The following is a 19634-nucleotide window of genomic DNA, read 5'->3' on the forward strand; positions in this document are numbered from 1 at the left end:
TAATTAAAATGATATTCATTAATATTTTTTATGATTATTATATATAATATAATAATACTCAAATTTAAAATAAATAATTAAGAAATTTAAAAATGGGAGGTCGTTGAATTGTTTGAAGAATTGAAAACATTCATTGCAGTAGTAGAATTTAAAAATTTCACCAAAGCTAGCGAGTATCTTCATATATCTCAACCTAGTGTAAGTACTCATATAAAAAACTTAGAAAAGTTTTTTGGTGTAATTTTAATAAATAGATCGATTAAACAAAAATCTATTATGATAACAGAAAGCGGTCAAATTTTATATAAAAGAGCAAAAGAAATAATTAATTTATTAGATATAACAAAATTAGAAGTAAGCAATGTTTCTGATTCATTAAAAGGCCGTATAAAAGTAGGTGCTAGCTTAACAATAGGTGAATATATTTTACCTAAATTCCTATCAACTTTTATAAAAAAATATCCTGATATCGATGTAGAAATATTCATAGAAAATACGTCTCTTGTGTGTTCTAGTTTAAAAGATTTGAAATTAGATATTGGTCTTATAGAAGGAATTTCACCTTCACTAGATTTTAACCAAAAATACTTTTTAAAAGATAAAATGGTGTTGGCCCTTCCTTATAACTCAGATTTATTATCTAATAATTTTACTTATGATAAACTTCAAAATCAAAAATGGATTGTTAGAGAATCTGGTTCTGGAACTAGAGAATCACTTAATATGTTTTTAAATGTAAATGAGATTTCTCCTAAAAATATAATGATGCTGGGAAGCAATTATGCAGTTAAAGAAGCTGTCAAAAACAATCTTGGGGTAACGATTATATCTAACTTTATAGCTTATCCATCTTTTTTAAACAAAGAACTATCAATAATAGATTTAGGTGACAATTATAACCGACATTTTTCATATATTACACCTAAAAATATGAAGCTATCTAAAGCTTCAGAAGTTTTCATAAGTGAATTGAATCAATATGCATTAACTTTACAATAAATAAAAAATTTACTTCGCTCATATCGCCAACGACCTTAAAAATCAGGTCAGTTGCTCAAGTTTAAGAGATTGGAATCAAAAAAACATGGGGTAATTATTGTCCCATGTTTTTCATTCCTTTAATATTATTACAATCAATTCCTACTGCAAAGTAGCATGCTAAAGTTACCGCTGCTATATCAATACTACAGGTTAATAATACTTCTAATATATTAAATTTATAACTATAATTAATATAACTTATAATACTAAAAGTAAGCCAATTTGTACCAAACATTCCCATGCCAAATTTTACACATTCTATAATTGCCCTTTGTATATCACTAACCTTCATTAAAGATATATACATAATTCCAATATGAACGCCCATAATAATAGTCCAAATTAATGTATACACAGGTTTTTCATTATACATAGATATTGTAATATTCAAACAATATGATGCACACCTTGTTCCCAAATAAATTAATGTAAATATACCTATAATTAAAATACTATTTCTTTTTTCTCTTATATTACTTTGTAGTTCTGTGGTATTTTTTCTTTTAATTAATTCCAAAGTAAATTCCATTCCTATAATAGGAGTAAAAATTTTAATAATCTCTATAAGTTCGTTTTGTATTGGTATACCTAAATAAGAATTATACCCAATTGCTCCATACATCCACATTAATCCAATTAAAATACCATACTTAACATTTTTACTCACTTTACCACAAGGTATTTTGTACGAATTTCTAAAAAATATGTAATTCATCAATAAAAAAGATATAAAAATTAGTACTTTAAATCCAATTGTATATACATTTGAATTATATGATGGAAAAATAGTATTTATTAGCATATTTATAACTAGTCCAACTAAAGATATGACAATAATACTTAATAAATTACTCCTCAAATCATTCACCTTTCTTTGATTTTCCCCTCCATTGTACATTACAATTTTAAAATTCATAATTAAAATTTATATTTTAATTATGAACACTAAAATTATAATATCACAATTCTTTTAATATAAATACAAATATTAGTCGTTTTATTTCGACTTATTTTTTAATCCAATTTAATCTTGTATTAAGTCTAAAAAAGATGTAGCTAAATTAGCTACATCTAAAAATTATTAAATTCCTAATTCTTTAAATTCTCTACTTCCTGGTTTAACTAATTCTATTTTTCCTTCATTACAAATTGGGCAATTTTCTGCATCATGAACTTGTATATCAAGTTTAATTGCACTATATATAGGCATTCCTATATCATGATTCGTTCTATCTGCTATACATGCTACACCTATAACTTTTCCCCCTAAAAGTTCTAGTGCTTTTTTAGTTTCTATTGTTGATTTACCTGTAGTAACTACATCTTCAGCAATTATAATTTTGGCACCTTCTTTAACTTCAAATCCTCTTCTTAATTGCATTATTCCATCTTTTCTTTCTGTAAATACAGCTTCCTTTTCTAATTGTCTTCCTAGTTCATAAGATACTATTACTCCTCCCATCGCAGGCCCTACTACTAAATCTATATCCAAATCTTTTATTTGCTCAACTACTGTACTTAATACATCTTTTGCATATTGTGGAAATCTTAATACTTTAGCACATTGAACATATTTATTACTATGCTTTCCTGACGATAATAAAAAATGTCCTTCTAATAAAGCATCACTCTTTTTTAATATATCTACTACATTTAAATTAGTCATAATTCTATTCTCCATTCTTTTGTATATTTAAGTTTTTTAGCCTTTTATAAAATTCCTCTAATTTCATCTAAGTTTTTTATTCCTTCTTTTTTCATAAAATCTTCTATTCCAGATATAATTTCTATTCCTATCCTTGGATTTATAAAATTTGCAGTTCCTATTTGTATACATGTAGCTCCTGCCATTATAAACTCTATAGCGTCATTTGCAGTTGTTATACCACCCATTCCCATAACAGGAATTTTTACATTTTTACAAACTTCATGAACCATTCTAAGCGCAATAGGCTTTATAGCTGGTCCTGATAATCCTGCATATATATTCTCAAATACTGGTCTTCTATTTTTCACATCAATAGCCATAGCCTTAAATGTATTTACTAAAGATACACCATTTGCACCTTCTTCTTCACACACTTGTGCCATTTTAATTATATCCTCAGCATTTGGTGATAATTTTATAACTAAAGGCAAATCAGTTACTTTCCTTACCTGTTTTACTACATCTCTCGCAACTTCATTTTTTATCCCAAATGCCATTCCTCCTGCTTTAACATTAGGACAAGATATATTTAATTCAATAATATCTATTGGCTGGTTACTCAACAATTCTACTCCCATTATATAATCTTCTAATGTTCCTCCACCAACATTTGCTATTCTTACTAAATCTAACTCTTTAAAAAATTGCAATTCATTTTCTATAAATCCCTGGATTCCTGGATTTTCAAGTCCAACGCTATTCATCATTCCTGAAGGTGTTTCACAAACTCTTATACCTGAATTACCATCTCTCTTGTTTAAAGTTAAACCTTTACTACTAACTCCGCCTAGTTTTTGTATATCATAAATTTCATTGTACTCTCTTCCGAATCCAAATGTTCCAGATGCCATAATCACTGGGTTTTTAAATTCAACATTTGAGAATTTAGTCTTTAAATTAGCCATTGAATACCACATCCTCTCCCCAGAATACTGGACCATCTTTACAAGTTTTTTTATTTCCAAATTTCGTTTTGCAAGTACATACCAAACAGGCCCCCACTCCACATGCCATATGATTTTCTAAAGATACCATTATCTTAGTATTTGTACCGTTTACCATATTTACTAACTTCTCCATCATTGGTGTTGGTCCGCAAGTTAGTATATAGTCATATTTTTCAACATCCAATATATCCGTTACAAAAGTATTTCCAGTTGCTATATATACATTATTACAAACAGCCTTATACTCTTCTTCTAATATGGATTCATTTCTAAATCCAAGATACGCATCACAATTTTCTATATTTTTAGCTACTAAATATAATGGTGCTATACCTATTCCTCCACCTACTATAGCTACTTTTCCTTCTACTTTTTCATATCCATTCCCATATGGTCCTTCTAATTTTATCTTTTCATTTTCTTTTAATTTGCTTAATATTTTAGTTCCTTCTCCTACAACTTTATACAAGAAACTTATACTATTTTCATTTATATCATGTATACTTATAGGTCTTGATAGTAATGGATATGTATCCCAAGCTCTTAACATATAAAATTGACCCATTGTTCCCTTAAAACTACCTTCCACTTTCATAAAATACATATCATCTCCGATGTATTTATTCTCTAGAACTTTATACATTACATATCCTCCTTTGATTGATAAACTATTCTTCCGTCCCTTATCGTCATAATTATTTTACCTATAATTTTTTCACCATTAAATGGATTGTTTCTTCCTTTTGATATAAATTCATTTGTATCTATAACACTTTCAAATTTTTCGTCTACTAAAACTAAATCTGCTTTTAATCCTTCTTCTACATACCCTTGATTTAAACCAAGTAATTTAGCTGGATTTGCACTCATCATTTCACTTAATTTATTTAATGATATATTATTTTCTTTAAAAACTTTATTAATCATTCTAAATGCTACCTCTATATTAGAAATTCCAGGTGCTCCCTTTATTTTATCTTCTACAGAATGAGGTGCATGATCCGTTCCTATCATATCTATATAACCGTCTTTAATTCCTTGTATTAATGCTTTCATGTCTTCTTTTTTAGCAAAAGATGGATTAACTTTATAATCTATATCATATCCAAACAAATGATGAGGACCAACTTCACATGTAAACTTATATCCTTCATCTTTATATTTTTTTATTTCTTCTAAAGTATCTTTTAAACTTATATGGCATATGTGTAAGTTTCCATCTATATTTTTTAATAACTTTAAATCTCTTTTTACTATTTCTAATTCAGGTTGACAATGAGTTAAAATTTTAAAATCTAGCTCTTTTGATAGTTTTAAACACTCTTTCATGATATTTTCACTAAATAACGTATATCCATCATCAGAAAATAAGTTAGTATATTTTCTCATAGTCCTTATATCAACTATTTCTAATCCTTCTAATTTTTTTGTTATTGCACAAACTTGATTTATTTGACACAAATCTAACTCTTTAGATTTGTTCAATATATATTCCATAGTTTCTTCATTATCACAAACAGGCTTTGTATTTGCCATAGGACAAAGCACAGTATACCCACCTTTTAAAGCTGCATTTTGACCTGTTTCTAAATCCTCTTTATACGTTAATCCTGGGTCTCTTAAATGAATATGAATATCTATAAAGGACGGCATTAATGTATATTTTTTTCCATCTATTATTATTAATTTTTCGTCTGACAAATTTATATTTTTTTCTATTTTCCTTATAATTCCATGTGATATTAAAACATCTGATTTGATATCCTTTTTTCCATCTACAACTCTTACATTTCGTATTAAAATTTTATCCACTTATGTCCACTCCTACAAGTTTTAATATTTTATTATCATTTCCAATATGTTTTGATTTTATATCTAATCCTAGGAGCTTCATTATCAACGCCATTCTTACAAACATTCCGTATCTAGCTTGCTTAAAGTATACTGCTCTATCATCAGTATCTACTTCAACATCTATCTCATTTACTCTTGGTAATGGATGCATTACCAACATATCTTGAGATGCTTTTTTCATTCTAGATTGATTCAGTATATAGCAATTTTTTAATCTTTCATATTCTGATTTATCTTCAAATCTTTCTCTTTGAATTCTAGTCATGTAAAGAACATCTAAACTTCCTATCACTTCATCTAGATTGTTAGTTTCATAGTATGCATGGCCTTTTATTTGATTTTTTATTTGATGTGGCATTTTTAATTCATCTGGAGATATAAACACAAATTTTGTATTTTTATATCTAGCCATAGCTTTAACTAAAGAATGTACTGTTCTTCCATACTTTAAGTCTCCGCATAATCCTATTGTATGATTTTCTAAATTTCCTTTAAGGGATTTTATAGTTAATAGATCTGTAAGTGTTTGAGTTGGATGTTGATTTCCTCCATCTCCCGCATTTATAAAAGGTACTTCTGTATATTTAGCTGCTTCATCTGCAGCTCCTGACTGAGGATGTCTCATTGCTATTATATCTGCATAACAAGATACTGTTCTAATTGTATCTCCAAGAGATTCGCCTTTCGTAACAGATGATGAGTTTGGTTCTGAAAAACCTATCACTCTTCCTCCTAATCTGTTTATAGCTGCTTCAAAGCTTAATCTTGTTCTTGTTGATGGCTCATAAAACAATGTAGCCAATAATTTACCTTCACATGTACGAGAATATTTTGATGGATCATCAATTATATTTTGAGCTAATGCTAATATTTCGTCTATTTCTTCCACTGAAAAGTCTTCTGGTTGGATTAAATTTCTTATTTCTAACATATTATTTTCCTCCTTTTTTAGCCTCTCTGGACTAAAATTAAAAGTATTTTTTATACTAATTGTAGGGTATCATTTTTATTATTGTATGTCAATATTTTTATATAATTTGAATACAAAAAAAGGCAACTCAAAATGATTTTAAATATCATTTTGACTTACCTTTAAATAATCATTTATTATAAAACTCTCTTAGCTGTAACAAATTTTGATGCAAAATAAGATGAGTTTATTCCTGCTACCTGTACACTTTGTCCTGGAGCTGGTGAATGTACCATATTACCTCCACCTACATATATACCAACGTGACTTACACTTCCTGTTCCATTAGTACTGAAGAATACTAAATCTCCTGGTTGTAAGTTAGCTTTACTTACAGTTCTTCCGTAACCAGATTGAGCACTTGATGATCTTGGTATAGATATTCCCGCTGCATTTCTATATACATAAGAAGTCAAACCTGAACAATCAAAGCTATTTGGCCCTTCAGCTCCCCAAACATATGGGCATCCTATCTTAGCATAAGCTAAATTTACTACAGCTTGAGCAACTGATGTATCACCTTTTGGTGGATTATAAGAATTATTTTGTTCTTGTTCTGGTTTTTGTGTAGTATTTTGTGTGTTCTTGCTTGGTCTATTATTACTTGGTTTATTATTTTGTGTACTATTTTGTGTATTATTGCTTGGTCTATTTACATTAGTAGATTGGTCGCTATTTTGTTCTACATTTGATGAATCATTAGCTTGTACCTCTTCTACTACTGGTGATTCTTCTTTTTCTTCTTCTATAACAGGAGCTTCATCAGATAAATATAATGAACTTATATATCCTTCTGCTTCTCCTTTTTTAACTTTCACCCAGTCTCCTTCGTTAGATAAAACTGTTACAGAACTTCCTATTTGTAATTCTTCTATTATTTCAGAATCTTGATTCATATCTTTTCTGAAGTTTACCTTATCAGCTGTTGTAAATCCTGCTGCTTCTTTTACTTCTACGAATCTAGATGGTAACCAACCTTCATCTTCTCCAACTAAAACTTTAACCCATTCTCCTTGAGTTCCTATAACTTTAAATTCATCACCTGAATAAGCTACATTTTGAACTGATCCTTGCTCTCTTATTTTTACAGCTACTCCGTCCTTAACAACTGCTGTTTTATATGTAGTTTCTTCATAATTTCCTAGTTCAAGAGCATTTGATTTATCTTCATTATTTTCAACCTTATTGTCTTTAACTTCATCAGCATTTGCTGTTGCATTCATTGATAACGCCATTACAGACGCAAACATAGGTACTAATATTTTTCTTTTCATATGATATTTCCTCCTAAAATTCACCATAAGTTTTCTTACGTGTTATTTTCATAAGTTATATGTATGTAATGTAAAATACTAATACACAAGATTTATGTAAATTATAGTTGTAACTAATTTGTAATTTATTATTGTTTATTATGTAGTATTCTTATATTAACAAGCATAAGAAAATTAAATTTACATCTTGCATAAAATATTTTATAAAAGTAATCAAACTATTTATTTTATCCAGTATCATTCTTAAATATACATTTTTATTTAATTATACCTTATGAAAATGTTAAAGTAAAGGTTTTTGTAGGTTTTTGCTGTAATGTACGCGTAAAATTTAAATTTTATGTGTTTTTTTGCTGTTCAGAAACTTATATTTATACATATTTAAAAACCCCTAGTTTATAAATATAAACTAGGGGTTTTATTTCAAATGTTTCTTTTATTATTCAGTTGCTAATGCTTCTTTTGGAGATTCAGTGTACCAACCTCTTATCTTCATAGCATCTGCTATTCTCTTAATTGACATCATATATGCAGCTGTTCTCATATCTACGTTGAACTCTTTAGCTAAGTCCCATATCTCTTCGAAAGCTTTATTCATTAATTTTTCTTGTTTTTCTTGAACTTCTTCAAATGTCCAGTTATATCTCATTAAGTTTTGTACCCATTCAAAGTAAGATACTGTAACTCCACCACTATTAGCTAATATATCTGGAACTAAAGTTAATCCTTTTTCAAAGAATATCTTATCTGCTTCTGGAGTTGTAGGTCCATTAGCACCTTCACATATAAACTTAGCTTTTACATCTTTTGCAGTAACTGAAGTTAATTGATTTTCTAATGCACATGGCATTAATATATCTACTTCTGCAGTTAATACATTTTCTTCAGTAGGTTCAGCTCCTGAGAATCCTTTTATACCACCATGTATTTTAACATACTCTACTAATGATTTCATGTCTATACCTTTATTATTACGTATAGTTCCTGTGTGGTCTCCTACTATAACTACTTTAGCACCAAATTCTTCTATGTAAGTACCTGCAAAGCTACCAACATTACCACAACCTTGAAGTGCTACTGTTATGTTATCTAAATCTAAATTTAATTTTTTAGCTGCTAACATTGCCATTTTAGCAACACCATAGCCAGTTGCTTCTGTTCTAGCTAAAGAACCATAGAAATCTACTGGTTTACCAGTAAATACACCTGGTTGGAATTGTCCTGTAACTTTAGAATATTCATCTAACATCCAAGACATTATTTGACCATTTGTATTAACATCTGGAGCTGGTATATCTTCTTTTTCTCCTATTATTGGTGCTATAGATGCTGCAAATCCTCTTGATATTCTTTCTAACTCAGCTTTTGAATAATCTCTAGGATCTATAGCCATACCACCTTTTCCTCCACCGTATGGAATTCCTACAACTCCACACTTAAATGTCATCCAAGTTGATAAAGCTTTTACTTCATCTATATTTACAGCTGGATGGAATCTTATTCCACCTTTGAAAGGTCCACAAGCATTATTATGTTGTGCTCTATATCCAGTAAAAGATTTAGTAGTTCCATCATCCATTTTTACTGGGAATGATACTTCCATAACTCTCATAGGATTTTTTAGTATTTCATACACTGCTGGGTCTGCACCTAATTTGTCACATGCATTTTTTACTTGAGTTCTTGCAATTTCGAAGACATTTAAAGTTTTTTCTGCCATTTGAAAAGCCCCCTTATAAAATTATCTAAATTAAATTCTTAATTCCCCCTTGATGTGAAAAACATTTTCCCTGTCCTACATTTTGATTGTAGCATAATTTTTTCTTATTTAGTGTGTAAAATTTTAATTTATTTTTTAACTAAGTTTTTTATAAATTTTTAATTTGATAATAAAGTTAAGGCTAAAGATATTAATCTCTAGCCTTAACTTATTTAAATACTATAAGAATATTCCACTTCCTTTAAACCTAAATTTTTTCTTCTATCTATAATTATTTTTTCTAACTCATCTGCTGATAATTTAGGATCTGGATTTATAATTACATGACCACCTGTTAAAGTTTTTAAACCTTCTGTTAAAACTTCAGTAACTAACTTTCCTCCTGTTATAAATGGAGGCAATGCTAAATGTAGAGGTAAACCTAGTGCTAATCCAAATGCGCCATCAGCTAATGCTTGTTCTTCTAACCATTGAGGTGCTGATAAAACTAATGGTAATTGTGGTAAATCTACGCCTAATTCTCTAGCTAATTCTGTTGCAACCATTTCAAGTCTTCCTATTGCTAAACAAGGACCAAAATTTAATACAGGTGGAATTTTTAACTCTTTACAAACTTCTTTTAGATTTTCACCCGCTAATTCCTCTGCACCAGGTGACATAAGGCCAACATTTTCAAGTCCTCCTGTTGAACATCCAGCAGAAAGCACTATTATATCTCTTTTTATTAACTCTTTAGTTAACTCAACTGTATTTATATCATGACCACCTGCTGTCATATTTGAACAACCAACAACTCCAGCTATTCCTTTAATTCTTCCATCTGCTATCAAATCTATAAGAGGCTTCCATGAGTCTCCTAAAAATTCTTTTAAGTTAGTTTCACTTACTCCTGTTAGTGATTTTTCATATCCATGGTCTTTAGGTATATCAATTTCTACACTTCCTCGTCTATCTTTATATGAATCTATTGCTTTTTTTATTAACTCATTAGTAATTTCATCTTGATTTAATCTATCAAATGGTATATATTCTGCATTTGCTTTTTTAGCAACATCATCCAAACAAATCATCTTAACTTTATACTTATCTGCTATTGGTTCTAATCCCGGAATTGTACAATTAAATTCTGATAATACTAAATCGATTGCTCCCGTAGATAAGACTGCTTCACTTGTAAAATTATTACCTGCATGACCTGCAAATACTTCTTGATAGTGTTCTCCCCTTAGTTGTAAATCCTGACCTACGCAAGTACATCCTACAAGTTTAAATCCTTTAGCCCCTACTGCTTTTGCTAAAGATATTACGTTTTCGTCTTTTAATTTATCTTGGAAATTTGAAAAAATTGAATGTTGATGACCTGTAATCATTATATTTATATAGTCTTCATCTATTACATTGAATCCAACTGGAGCCATTCTTATAACTGGTTCTCCTAGCATTACATCATTTAAAAGGTTTGTAAGTGTCAGTCCATATAAACCTGTTGAAATACCTAGATTCAAACAATTAACTAACATGTCTACAGGATCACTATTTAAATTTGTTGAAGATTTAACTATCGCATCAAATACCTCAGATTTTGCTCCCCCAGGCATTATACCTAGTTCCTTCCATTTCTTAATTCTTGGTCCATATGCTATCTTTTCAACTAATTCCATCTTTTGATCTCTAGGTTTATATAAATCATCTAAAACTTTATCTGCTACTTTTATACACTTTTCATAATTATCCTCTGAATCTATTTTAAATAAACTAGATAATTTATTTAAGGTTTTTTCACCTTTAATAATCCCTCTACTTTCACCTAGATTTTTTAAATTTCTTGCTGTATTTTCTACTACATGTAAGTAGCAAGCTGATCCTGATGCTACAGCTCTTAAAAAGTTTCTAGCTACTATTGTATCTGCATTAGCTCCACAAATTCCTCTAGGTGATGTAGGTGTTATTCTACATGGTCCATTTGCACAAAGTCTACAACATACTCCTTGAAGCCCAAATCCACATTTTGTTTTTTGTTTTTCTGTTCTATGAAATGATGTTTCAACATCTTTAGATGATATAAATTTCTCTAATCTTTTATCTGCACTTTTACACATATTACAATTATTACAATTCATTTTAAATCCCCCTAATTTAAATTTTTGAATTTATTAAAAACTCTTTTAAGAAAATAAAGGTATGATTATTTAAACGATTTTACGAGATGACTTTTTATCATTTATTTTTTTCTTATTATTTAATTACCACCTAATTAATATCTTTAAACATCAATTAGGAATAAATTACTAAATAATTTTTTAAATATATATATAATAAATTTTTCAATATATTTACATTTAAATTATAACTTTTCTAGCCTGTCGTAATAATGGTATTAATGTAGAATTAATTTGTTTGTTATATATGGTAAGTTTTGCTATAATATTACTGAATAAATTATTACACATAGGAGGATTTTGAGATGGCTTATAAAATAACTGATGCTTGTATAAGTTGTGGAGCTTGCGAAGCTGAATGTCCTGTTGAATGCATATCTGCTGGAGATGACAGATATGTTATAGATGCAGATACTTGTGTTGAATGTGGTTCTTGTGCAGGAGTATGTCCTGTTGATGCTCCTCAACCAGAATAATATCGTATAAAGAATAAGCTATCAGAATAGTTATTTTTACTTTCTGATAGCTTATTTTTTGAAGTACACAAAAAAATAAAACTTAAAATCAAAAAAGTCACAAGACTAAAGTCTTCTGACCTTTCATATGTGATATTTTCAAATATCTAACATTATAAGTATTATTTTTTTATACACTTAGTTTAAATCTTATTGTTCTTCCTTCATTAAATAAGATAATGTAAATAAACTTTCTGTTAGATTTACATTTTCAACTATAACTTGTTGAGGAACTTCTAAATCTATTGGAGCAAAATTCCAAATCCCCTTAATTCCTACATTAACTAATCTATTAGCAAGTTCTTGAGCTCCATTCTTTGGTATACACATTATTGCTATATCTATTTTATTATTTTTTATAAAGTTTTCTATATCGTCTGAATCTAATATTTCGAATTCTCTTATTTTTAATCCTATCATTTTAGGATTTGCATCAAATAGTGCTTTTATTTCAAATCCAGCTTTTCTAAATCCTGAATAATTTGCAATAGCTTGACCTAAATTCCCTGCACCTATAAGAATTGCATTGTATTCTCTATCAAGACCCAATATTTTCCCGATTTCATTAAAAAGCGCTTCCACGTTATATCCGTAGCCTTGCTGACCAAATCCCCCGAAATTGTTCAAATCTTGTCTTATTTGTGATGCTGTGAACCCGATTATATCACTTAACTCTTTAGATGATATTCTTTGTATATCTTTATCTAATAAGTCTCCAAGATATCTATGATATTTTGGTAGTCTTCTTATTACCGCCATTGATATATTTTTATTGCCCACTTTTTCACCTCCCAAATTATTTTTATTATAAATCAATTTACAATAAAATCTTGTCAATCCTTAAAACATAACATATATCCTTGATTATATTATATCAAAACATTATAATTTTAGGTAGTTTAAGGAGGTATAAATTTATGATTGTTTTGTCATGTAATAACTTGAATAAAAGTTTTGGAATAGATTCTATATTAGAAAATGTTAACTTCACCGTCAATGAAGGTGATAAAATAGGTATTATAGGTATTAACGGAACTGGTAAAACTACTTTATTTAAAATTATTTCTGGTATATATGGTTATGATAGCGGAGACATATATACATCTAAGGATTGTGAAATTGGGTATTTAGAACAAAATACAAACTTCCACTCGGAAAATACTATATTAGAGGAAGTTTTAGAAGTATTTAAAGATTTAATGGAGATGGAAGCTTATTTAAGAAAATTAGAACTTAAAATTTCTGAAGAAAGTTCCGATGAAAACTCATCTTCTCTTGAGAAACTTATGAATGAATACTCTCACAAATTAGAATTATTTTCAGATATGAACGGTTACGGATATAAATCAGAAGCTAAAGGTATACTAAAAGGTTTAGGCTTTAATGATAATGATATGGATAAACCTATAAGCATACTTTCAGGAGGAGAAAAAACTAGAATTCTCTTAGGTAAATTACTTTTAAAGAAACCTAATCTTTTACTTCTAGATGAACCTACTAACCATTTAGATTCTGAAGCAATAGAGTGGCTAGAATTTTTCTTAAAACAATACAAAGGTACTGTTATATTAATATCTCATGATAGATATTTTTTAGATCAAGTAGTTAATAGAGTTTTTGAAATACATAATAAAAAATTAAAAACTTATAACGGAAATTACTCAAAATTTATTGAATTATCTAAAATAGATAAAGAAATTGAATTAAAAAAATACGATGACCAACAAAAAGATTTAAAAAAACAAGAAGAGTCTATTGATAGATTAAAAGCATTTGGTCGAGAAAAACATCTTAAAAGAGCTCGTAGTAAAGAAAAGGCTCTAGATAAAGTTGAAGTTTTAGACAAACCTGAATCATATAGAAAGAGAGCTAAAATTCAATTTAATCCTACAGTCACTAGTGGAAATGATGTCCTTCAAATCAGGGATATTTCTATGGGATATGGAAACAGAATTCTTTTTAAAGATTTAAATCTAGATATTTATAGAGAAGAAAAAGTCGCTCTTATCGGTGCTAATGGTATCGGAAAATCCACTTTATTTAAAATAATAACAAACGAACTATGTCCTTTATCTGGGAACGTAAAATTCGGTGCAAATGTTAATGTATCTTATTTCCACCAAGAACAAAAGACACTTAACTTAGATAATACTATAATAGACGAAATTTGGGATAGTAATGCTCACTTAACTCAAACAGCTATAAGAAGTATGTTAGGAGCATTTTTATTTGAAGAAGAAGAAGTATTCAAAAAAATATCTACTCTAAGCGGTGGCGAAAGAGCTAGAGTTGCTATACTTAAGCTAATTCTTTCAAATGCTAACTTCTTATTGCTAGATGAACCTACAAACCATTTAGACATAGATTCTAAAGAAGTACTAGAGGAAGCTTTATCTAACTATACTGGTACAATATTTACAATATCACATGATAGATATTTCCTTAATACTGTTGTAGATAAAATACTCGTTCTTGATAAAGAAGGTATTACAGAATACCTAGGTAACTACGATTATTATGTCGATAAAAAAAGAAAAACCCAAGAAATGAGTATAGTCGAAGAAAAAGAAGAGAAAACTAAAACTCAGCTTAAAGAAGAAAAAAGAAAAGAAAGAGACCAAAGAGAAGCAGAAAAGAAAAATAGAATAAAAAGACAAAATATAGAAAAAGAAATAGAAGAAATAGAAGCTAAAATTGAAGAAATAAATGACCTTTTATGCCAAGAAGAAATTTATTCAAATCCAGAAAAGGCTAAAGAGGTAAGCTTAGATAAATCAAACTTAGAAGAAAAACTTTCATTACTTTATGAACAATGGGAAGAATTCATGTAGGTTTTATATATCCCATATTTATATAATATTTTTTCAGTTACATAAATTGATTAGTATGATATGATTTATAAAGTTAAGTTTATTTTAAGAGAGGTGATTTTTTGCAAGGTTTATTTTCTTTAAACGAAGATAACAAGAGATTTTATAAAATACTTATTTCTCTATGTATTCCAATTATTATACAGAACCTTATTTCAACGTCTGTAAATGTAATAGATACTATAATGATAAGTAGTCTAGGAGAGACTTCTGTTGCTTCTATCGGTGTTGCTAATCAATTTTTCTTTTTATTTAATATGTCATTAAGTGGAATTACTGGTGGCGCTGGAGTTTTTATATCTCAGTTTTATGGTAAAAAAGATGTTAACAATATTAGAAAAGTTACTGGATTAAGTACCATATTAGCAATTATACTTAGTGGTTTATTTTTTATACCGGCTTTAGTTATGCCTGAATATATAATTCATATCTTTTCATATGACCAAGAGGTTGTTAAGTTATGTATTGAATATTTTAGTATAGTAATTTTTTGCTATCCTCTTATCGCTATAAGTACTGTTTTTAGCATGGGTTCTAGGGGTGTTAGAAATCCAAAATTAGGAATGTTCTGTAGTGCTTTTGCATTAATTAGTAACATTGTTTTAAATTATGGATTTATATTTGGTAATTTAGGACTTCCACAATTGGGAGTTAAGGGTGCCGCTTTAGCAACTGTTATAGCTAGAGCTTTTGAATTAATATTAATACTTTCATATGTTTACTTTGTTAAAAAAGACTATATATTAAAGTTTACATTAAAAGATTTAAAATCTATAAATAAAGATTTTATGAAGTCTTTTTCTTCAAAGAGTATGCCTATATTTTTAAATGATACAGCATGGGCATTTGGAACAGTTTTATATTCTGTTGCTTTTGCTAAAGCTGGAACATCTGCAATTGCTGCAAGCCAAATAGCTACTAGTACTGGTAATTTCTTTATTATGACAGCTGTTTGTATAGCTGTAGGTGCATCTATAATGCTTGGAAATGAACTTGGTGCTGACCATATTGATAGAGCTCTAGTGTATGCAAAAAAATTCTCTATACTTGTATTTTTAGCTGGATTATTTTTAGGAATACTTTTAATATTAAACATACCTTTATTATTAAAAATATTCAGTGTATCAGATGCTTTAGCACCTGATATTATCAAGATATTCTTTATAATGGGTATTTTAATGGCTCTTAAATCATTTAATACGTTAATAGTTATTGGAGTTTTAAGAAGTGGTGGAGATACAAAATATGCTTTATTCTTAGAACTAGGATGTATGTGGTTTGTTTCTATTCCATTAACTTTCTTAGCTGCATTTAAAGGACTTCCAATATCTATTTTAGTGCTACTAACTTACACTGAAGAAATAGCTAAATTTATATTTGGAGTTCCTAGGGCACTTTCAAAAAAATGGGCTGTAAATATAGTTAAAGAAATGTAATAAATTCATATATTTTTAAAGGGTATAAATTAAGTCATATTACGATGACTTAATTTATACCCTTTTTATCTTTTTAATTATCTTTCATTTATTTTTAAATTTGGAACTGCATTAAGACTCATATCGCTGACTTTTCCTTTAATAAAGTTATAATATCCTGCGCATCCTATCATAGCTGCATTATCTGTACAAAGTACTAAAGGAGGATATTTTATATCTATTTCATATTCTTTTGCCATTTGAGTTATTTTTTCTCTAAGTGCAGAATTTGAGGCAACCCCTCCTGCTAAAGCAATTGTTTTGTACCCTTTTTCACTAGCTGCTTTAATAGCTTTCGTAGATAAAACTTCTACAACTGATTCCTGGAATGATGCCGCTACATCTTCAACTACTATATCTTCTTTTTTCATCTTTTTAGCATTTAAATAATTTAAAACAGACGATTTTAATCCACTAAAACTAAAATCATAGCCATCATCTAAATATGCTCTTGGGAATTCAATTGCATGTTTATTTCCTTGCTTAGCCAATTTATCTATTATTGGTCCACCTGGATACCCTAAATTCATAGCTCTAGCAATTTTATCAAATGCTTCTCCTGACGCATCATCTCTAGTTTTACCCAATATTTCATATTCTCCATAATCTTTTACTTCTACTAAATGAGTGTGTCCACCAGATACTATTAATGTTATAAACGGTGGTTTTAATTCTTTATGTTCTATGTAATTTGCACTTACATGCCCTTCTATATGGTTCACACCAACAAGAGGTATATCAAGAGTATACGCAAGTGCTTTTGCATGAGAAAGCCCTACTAATAAAGCTCCTACTAGACCCGGTCCATAAGTTACTGCAATATGATCTATATCATTAAATCCTACATTAGCTTCTTCTAATGCTTCTTGTACTACTATATCAATATTTTCTATATGTTTTCTTGAAGCTACTTCGGGAACTACCCCTCCAAATTTTTTATGTAATTCTATCTGAGTTGATATTATATTTGATAAAACTTCTCTCCCATTTTTCAGTATAGCTGCAGATGTTTCATCACAACTACTTTCTATAGCTAATGTTATTATATCTTTCATTAATTTACACCTCTTTTATTTGGTTCCACATTATAATTGCATCTTCTTTATTATCACTATAATATTCTTTTCTAATCCCAGCTATTTTGAATCCATATTTCTTATAAAGATTTTGTGCTACTATATTTGATACTCTAACCTCTAAAGTCATTGAATTTATGTTATTTTGTTTACATAAAACCACTAATTCTTTTATTAGTTTGTCTCCTATTTTCTTCCCTCTATAATCACTATGTACTGCTACATTAGTTATATGACCTTCATCTAATATAAGCCAAATTCCTACATATCCAACTATTTTTTCATCTATTTTAGCTACAAGATATCTTGCCTTATCATTTGTGAGTTCTTTCTTAAAAGACTCTCTTGACCAATGATGTTCAAAACAATTTTTTTCTACTTGAAAAACACCCTCTATATCTTGTGATTTCATTTGTTCTATAATTAAATTATCTATCATTATTTAACCTCTTCATTTTCTCCTCATACTGAACTTCAGCTTGAGACTTCCTAATATACATAGGGTTTATTGTGTAACAATCATGAACATCTTTATTTTCATTGTATTTATTAATAGCTACTGAACATAAACTACTTGCTTTTGTTACATTATTAGAAGGAGCTGGAATACTTATATTTTGTATTTCTTTTATCATATCTTTGTACTTATAAACCGCTTCTCCAACTAATATCCACTCATCGTCATTAGAAGATAACTCTTTTAATAAATTTTCTATCTCTATAACATCAACACTTTCTATTTCTATTAACTTACCTTCTTCAAATTTATATTTTGCTGTATAAACTTGGTTTCTTTGAGCATCTAATATAGAACATATTTTTTTATCACATAAATCCATATTTGCAGCTAATATTTCCATAGAATTTACACCTATTATAGGTAAATTATTTACATGTGCTATAGCCTTTGCTGTTGCCATACCTATTCTTAAACCTGTAAAAGATCCTGGTCCTACACATATAGCAATTGCATTTATTTCATTAATTTTTAAATCACTCATTTTAAGCATATTTTCTATCATTGGCATAAGCTTTTGTGAATGTGTCTTTTTTGTATTAACTGTGTATTCACAAATTAATTTGTCATCTTCTATAACAGATACACTAGCTGCCATTGAAGATGTATCTATACCTAGTATCTTCATTATTTAGTCAACTCCTCAACTATTTTCTCATATTTTTCTCCTATAGGTTTTAAAATCATTTCTCTACCCATATCCTTATATCTTAACTCTATATCTAAATACTCATCTGGAAGTATGTCCTCTATTAAATTTGCCCATTCTATTATACAAATTCCATCAGAATTTATATATTCATCATATCCGATGTCATACATTTCATCACTACTTCCTATTCTATAAACATCAAAATGATATAAAGGAATTTTTCCTTCATATTCATTTACAATTGTAAATGTCGGACTTGTTATATAATCTTCAACTTCAAGTGCTTTAGCTAAACTTTGAGTCATAGTAGTTTTACCTGCTCCTAAATCTCCAATTAAACATACAACACTTCCTGGTTGTAATAACGTTCCTAACTTATATCCAATCTCTCTTGTCTTTTCTTGTCCATCTAAATATATCTTAACCATGACTTCATCTCCATTACAACTAATTATTAAATCTCAAATTCCAACTAGATATTATTATAGTATAACCATGCCTCATTATAAAGCCTTTCTATATATAAACTTATCTAACATTGTTGACTTTTTGCTCTTATTCGATTACATTTCATGATTCTTTTTATAAAAAGATTATCATTAAATTTTAATAGGTAAACTCAAATAGAAACTGTCCCAACTTAAAATGGACCCTATATAGCGGACACGAGAAAAAACGTGTCTATCTATATAGGGTCTTTTTTTGTAAAATATTAATTGAGGAGTGATTGAAATATGAGTAAAAAGATATTTACAGAGCAAGAAATACTAGACATATATGCCGTACGGCAATGGCAAAATAGCTTATCTATCTACGATAAAAGATTCATCAACTAATGAAATATTAGCATATAATC

The 19634-nt window shown here is 28.6% G+C and carries 18 protein-coding genes; 4 read left to right on the plus strand and 14 right to left on the minus strand.

Annotated elements, in window-relative coordinates; translation table 11 throughout:
- Nucleotides 1-108 precede the first annotated feature (108 nt).
- Nucleotides 109-999, plus strand: a complete 891-nt coding sequence (locus CHF27_RS09300; protein ID WP_095406556.1) for a LysR substrate-binding domain-containing protein — start codon at nucleotides 109-111, stop codon at nucleotides 997-999.
- Nucleotides 1000-1093: 94 nt separating this feature from the next.
- Here the strand turns inward: CHF27_RS09300 and CHF27_RS09305 are convergent, their stop codons facing one another.
- The 9 genes from CHF27_RS09305 to cooS form a co-directional block, all read right to left on the minus strand.
- Nucleotides 1094-1909, minus strand: coding sequence for a hypothetical protein (locus tag CHF27_RS09305; protein WP_095406557.1), 816 nt, complete (start codon nucleotides 1907-1909; stop codon nucleotides 1094-1096).
- A 213-nt stretch (nucleotides 1910-2122) separates the two neighbouring features.
- A complete protein-coding gene (gene pyrE, locus CHF27_RS09310) occupies nucleotides 2123-2707 on the minus strand; it encodes an orotate phosphoribosyltransferase (RefSeq protein ID WP_095406558.1) in 585 nt (194 codons plus the stop codon).
- Between the two features lie 44 nt (nucleotides 2708-2751).
- Nucleotides 2752-3654: a dihydroorotate dehydrogenase gene (locus CHF27_RS09315; RefSeq protein ID WP_095406559.1), complete on the minus strand. Its 903-nt coding sequence runs from the start codon at nucleotides 3652-3654 to the stop codon at nucleotides 2752-2754.
- On the minus strand, nucleotides 3647-4339 hold the full coding sequence (locus CHF27_RS09320; protein WP_095406560.1) for a dihydroorotate dehydrogenase electron transfer subunit: 693 nt from the start codon (nucleotides 4337-4339) through the stop codon (nucleotides 3647-3649). Before CHF27_RS09320 ends, CHF27_RS09315 begins: the two co-directional genes overlap by 8 nt.
- Entirely contained in the window at nucleotides 4339-5508 is a 1170-nt protein-coding gene (locus CHF27_RS09325) for a dihydroorotase (RefSeq protein ID WP_095406561.1), read from the minus strand. The genes CHF27_RS09320 and CHF27_RS09325 overlap by 1 nt, the downstream gene beginning before the upstream one ends.
- A complete protein-coding gene (pyrB, locus tag CHF27_RS09330) occupies nucleotides 5501-6481 on the minus strand; it encodes an aspartate carbamoyltransferase (RefSeq protein ID WP_095406562.1) in 981 nt (326 codons plus the stop codon). Before pyrB ends, CHF27_RS09325 begins: the two co-directional genes overlap by 8 nt.
- A gap of 176 nt (nucleotides 6482-6657) precedes the next feature.
- Entirely contained in the window at nucleotides 6658-7794 is a 1137-nt protein-coding gene (locus CHF27_RS09335; RefSeq protein WP_095406563.1) for an NlpC/P60 family protein, read from the minus strand.
- A gap of 439 nt (nucleotides 7795-8233) precedes the next feature.
- Nucleotides 8234-9514 carry a Glu/Leu/Phe/Val family dehydrogenase gene (locus tag CHF27_RS09340; RefSeq protein ID WP_095406564.1) on the minus strand — a complete coding sequence of 427 codons (1281 nt, stop codon included), beginning with the start codon at nucleotides 9512-9514 and terminating at the stop codon, nucleotides 8234-8236.
- A gap of 212 nt (nucleotides 9515-9726) precedes the next feature.
- A complete protein-coding gene (cooS, locus tag CHF27_RS09345; protein WP_095406565.1) occupies nucleotides 9727-11634 on the minus strand; it encodes an anaerobic carbon-monoxide dehydrogenase catalytic subunit in 1908 nt (635 codons plus the stop codon).
- Between the two features lie 344 nt (nucleotides 11635-11978).
- On the opposite strand from cooS, the gene CHF27_RS09350 reads away from it, so the two are divergent.
- Entirely contained in the window at nucleotides 11979-12149 is a 171-nt protein-coding gene (locus CHF27_RS09350; RefSeq protein WP_095406566.1) for a DUF362 domain-containing protein, read from the plus strand.
- Between the two features lie 189 nt (nucleotides 12150-12338).
- On the opposite strand, the gene CHF27_RS09355 is transcribed toward CHF27_RS09350, so the two are convergent.
- The gene (locus tag CHF27_RS09355; protein WP_199533653.1) at nucleotides 12339-12968 is read right to left on the minus strand and encodes a redox-sensing transcriptional repressor Rex; all 630 of its coding nucleotides are present in this window, start codon (nucleotides 12966-12968) and stop codon (nucleotides 12339-12341) included.
- A 137-nt stretch (nucleotides 12969-13105) separates the two neighbouring features.
- Between CHF27_RS09355 and abc-f the strand changes: the two genes are divergently transcribed.
- Nucleotides 13106-15019, plus strand: a complete 1914-nt coding sequence (abc-f, locus tag CHF27_RS09360) for a ribosomal protection-like ABC-F family protein (RefSeq protein ID WP_095406567.1) — start codon at nucleotides 13106-13108, stop codon at nucleotides 15017-15019.
- Nucleotides 15020-15120: 101 nt separating this feature from the next.
- A complete protein-coding gene (locus CHF27_RS09365; protein WP_095406568.1) occupies nucleotides 15121-16494 on the plus strand; it encodes an MATE family efflux transporter in 1374 nt (457 codons plus the stop codon).
- A gap of 77 nt (nucleotides 16495-16571) precedes the next feature.
- On the opposite strand, the gene tsaD is transcribed toward CHF27_RS09365, so the two are convergent.
- Genes tsaD through tsaE form a run of 4 tightly spaced genes read right to left on the minus strand, consistent with a single transcriptional unit; the run spans nucleotide 16572 to nucleotide 19206 of the window.
- Nucleotides 16572-17588 carry a tRNA (adenosine(37)-N6)-threonylcarbamoyltransferase complex transferase subunit TsaD gene (tsaD, locus tag CHF27_RS09370; protein ID WP_095406569.1) on the minus strand — a complete coding sequence of 339 codons (1017 nt, stop codon included), beginning with the start codon at nucleotides 17586-17588 and terminating at the stop codon, nucleotides 16572-16574.
- A 4-nt stretch (nucleotides 17589-17592) separates the two neighbouring features.
- Nucleotides 17593-18048 carry a ribosomal protein S18-alanine N-acetyltransferase gene (gene rimI / locus CHF27_RS09375; RefSeq protein WP_243444989.1) on the minus strand — a complete coding sequence of 152 codons (456 nt, stop codon included), beginning with the start codon at nucleotides 18046-18048 and terminating at the stop codon, nucleotides 17593-17595.
- The gene (gene tsaB, locus CHF27_RS09380; RefSeq protein ID WP_095406570.1) at nucleotides 18038-18754 is read right to left on the minus strand and encodes a tRNA (adenosine(37)-N6)-threonylcarbamoyltransferase complex dimerization subunit type 1 TsaB; all 717 of its coding nucleotides are present in this window, start codon (nucleotides 18752-18754) and stop codon (nucleotides 18038-18040) included. Before tsaB ends, rimI begins: the two co-directional genes overlap by 11 nt.
- Nucleotides 18754-19206 carry a tRNA (adenosine(37)-N6)-threonylcarbamoyltransferase complex ATPase subunit type 1 TsaE gene (gene tsaE, locus CHF27_RS09385; RefSeq protein WP_095406571.1) on the minus strand — a complete coding sequence of 151 codons (453 nt, stop codon included), beginning with the start codon at nucleotides 19204-19206 and terminating at the stop codon, nucleotides 18754-18756. Before tsaE ends, tsaB begins: the two co-directional genes overlap by 1 nt.
- Nucleotides 19207-19634 lie beyond the last annotated feature (428 nt).

It is taken from the genome of Romboutsia maritimum, from assembly GCF_002251085.2.
In the GTDB taxonomy this organism is placed as follows: domain Bacteria; phylum Bacillota; class Clostridia; order Peptostreptococcales; family Peptostreptococcaceae; genus Romboutsia_B; species Romboutsia_B maritimum.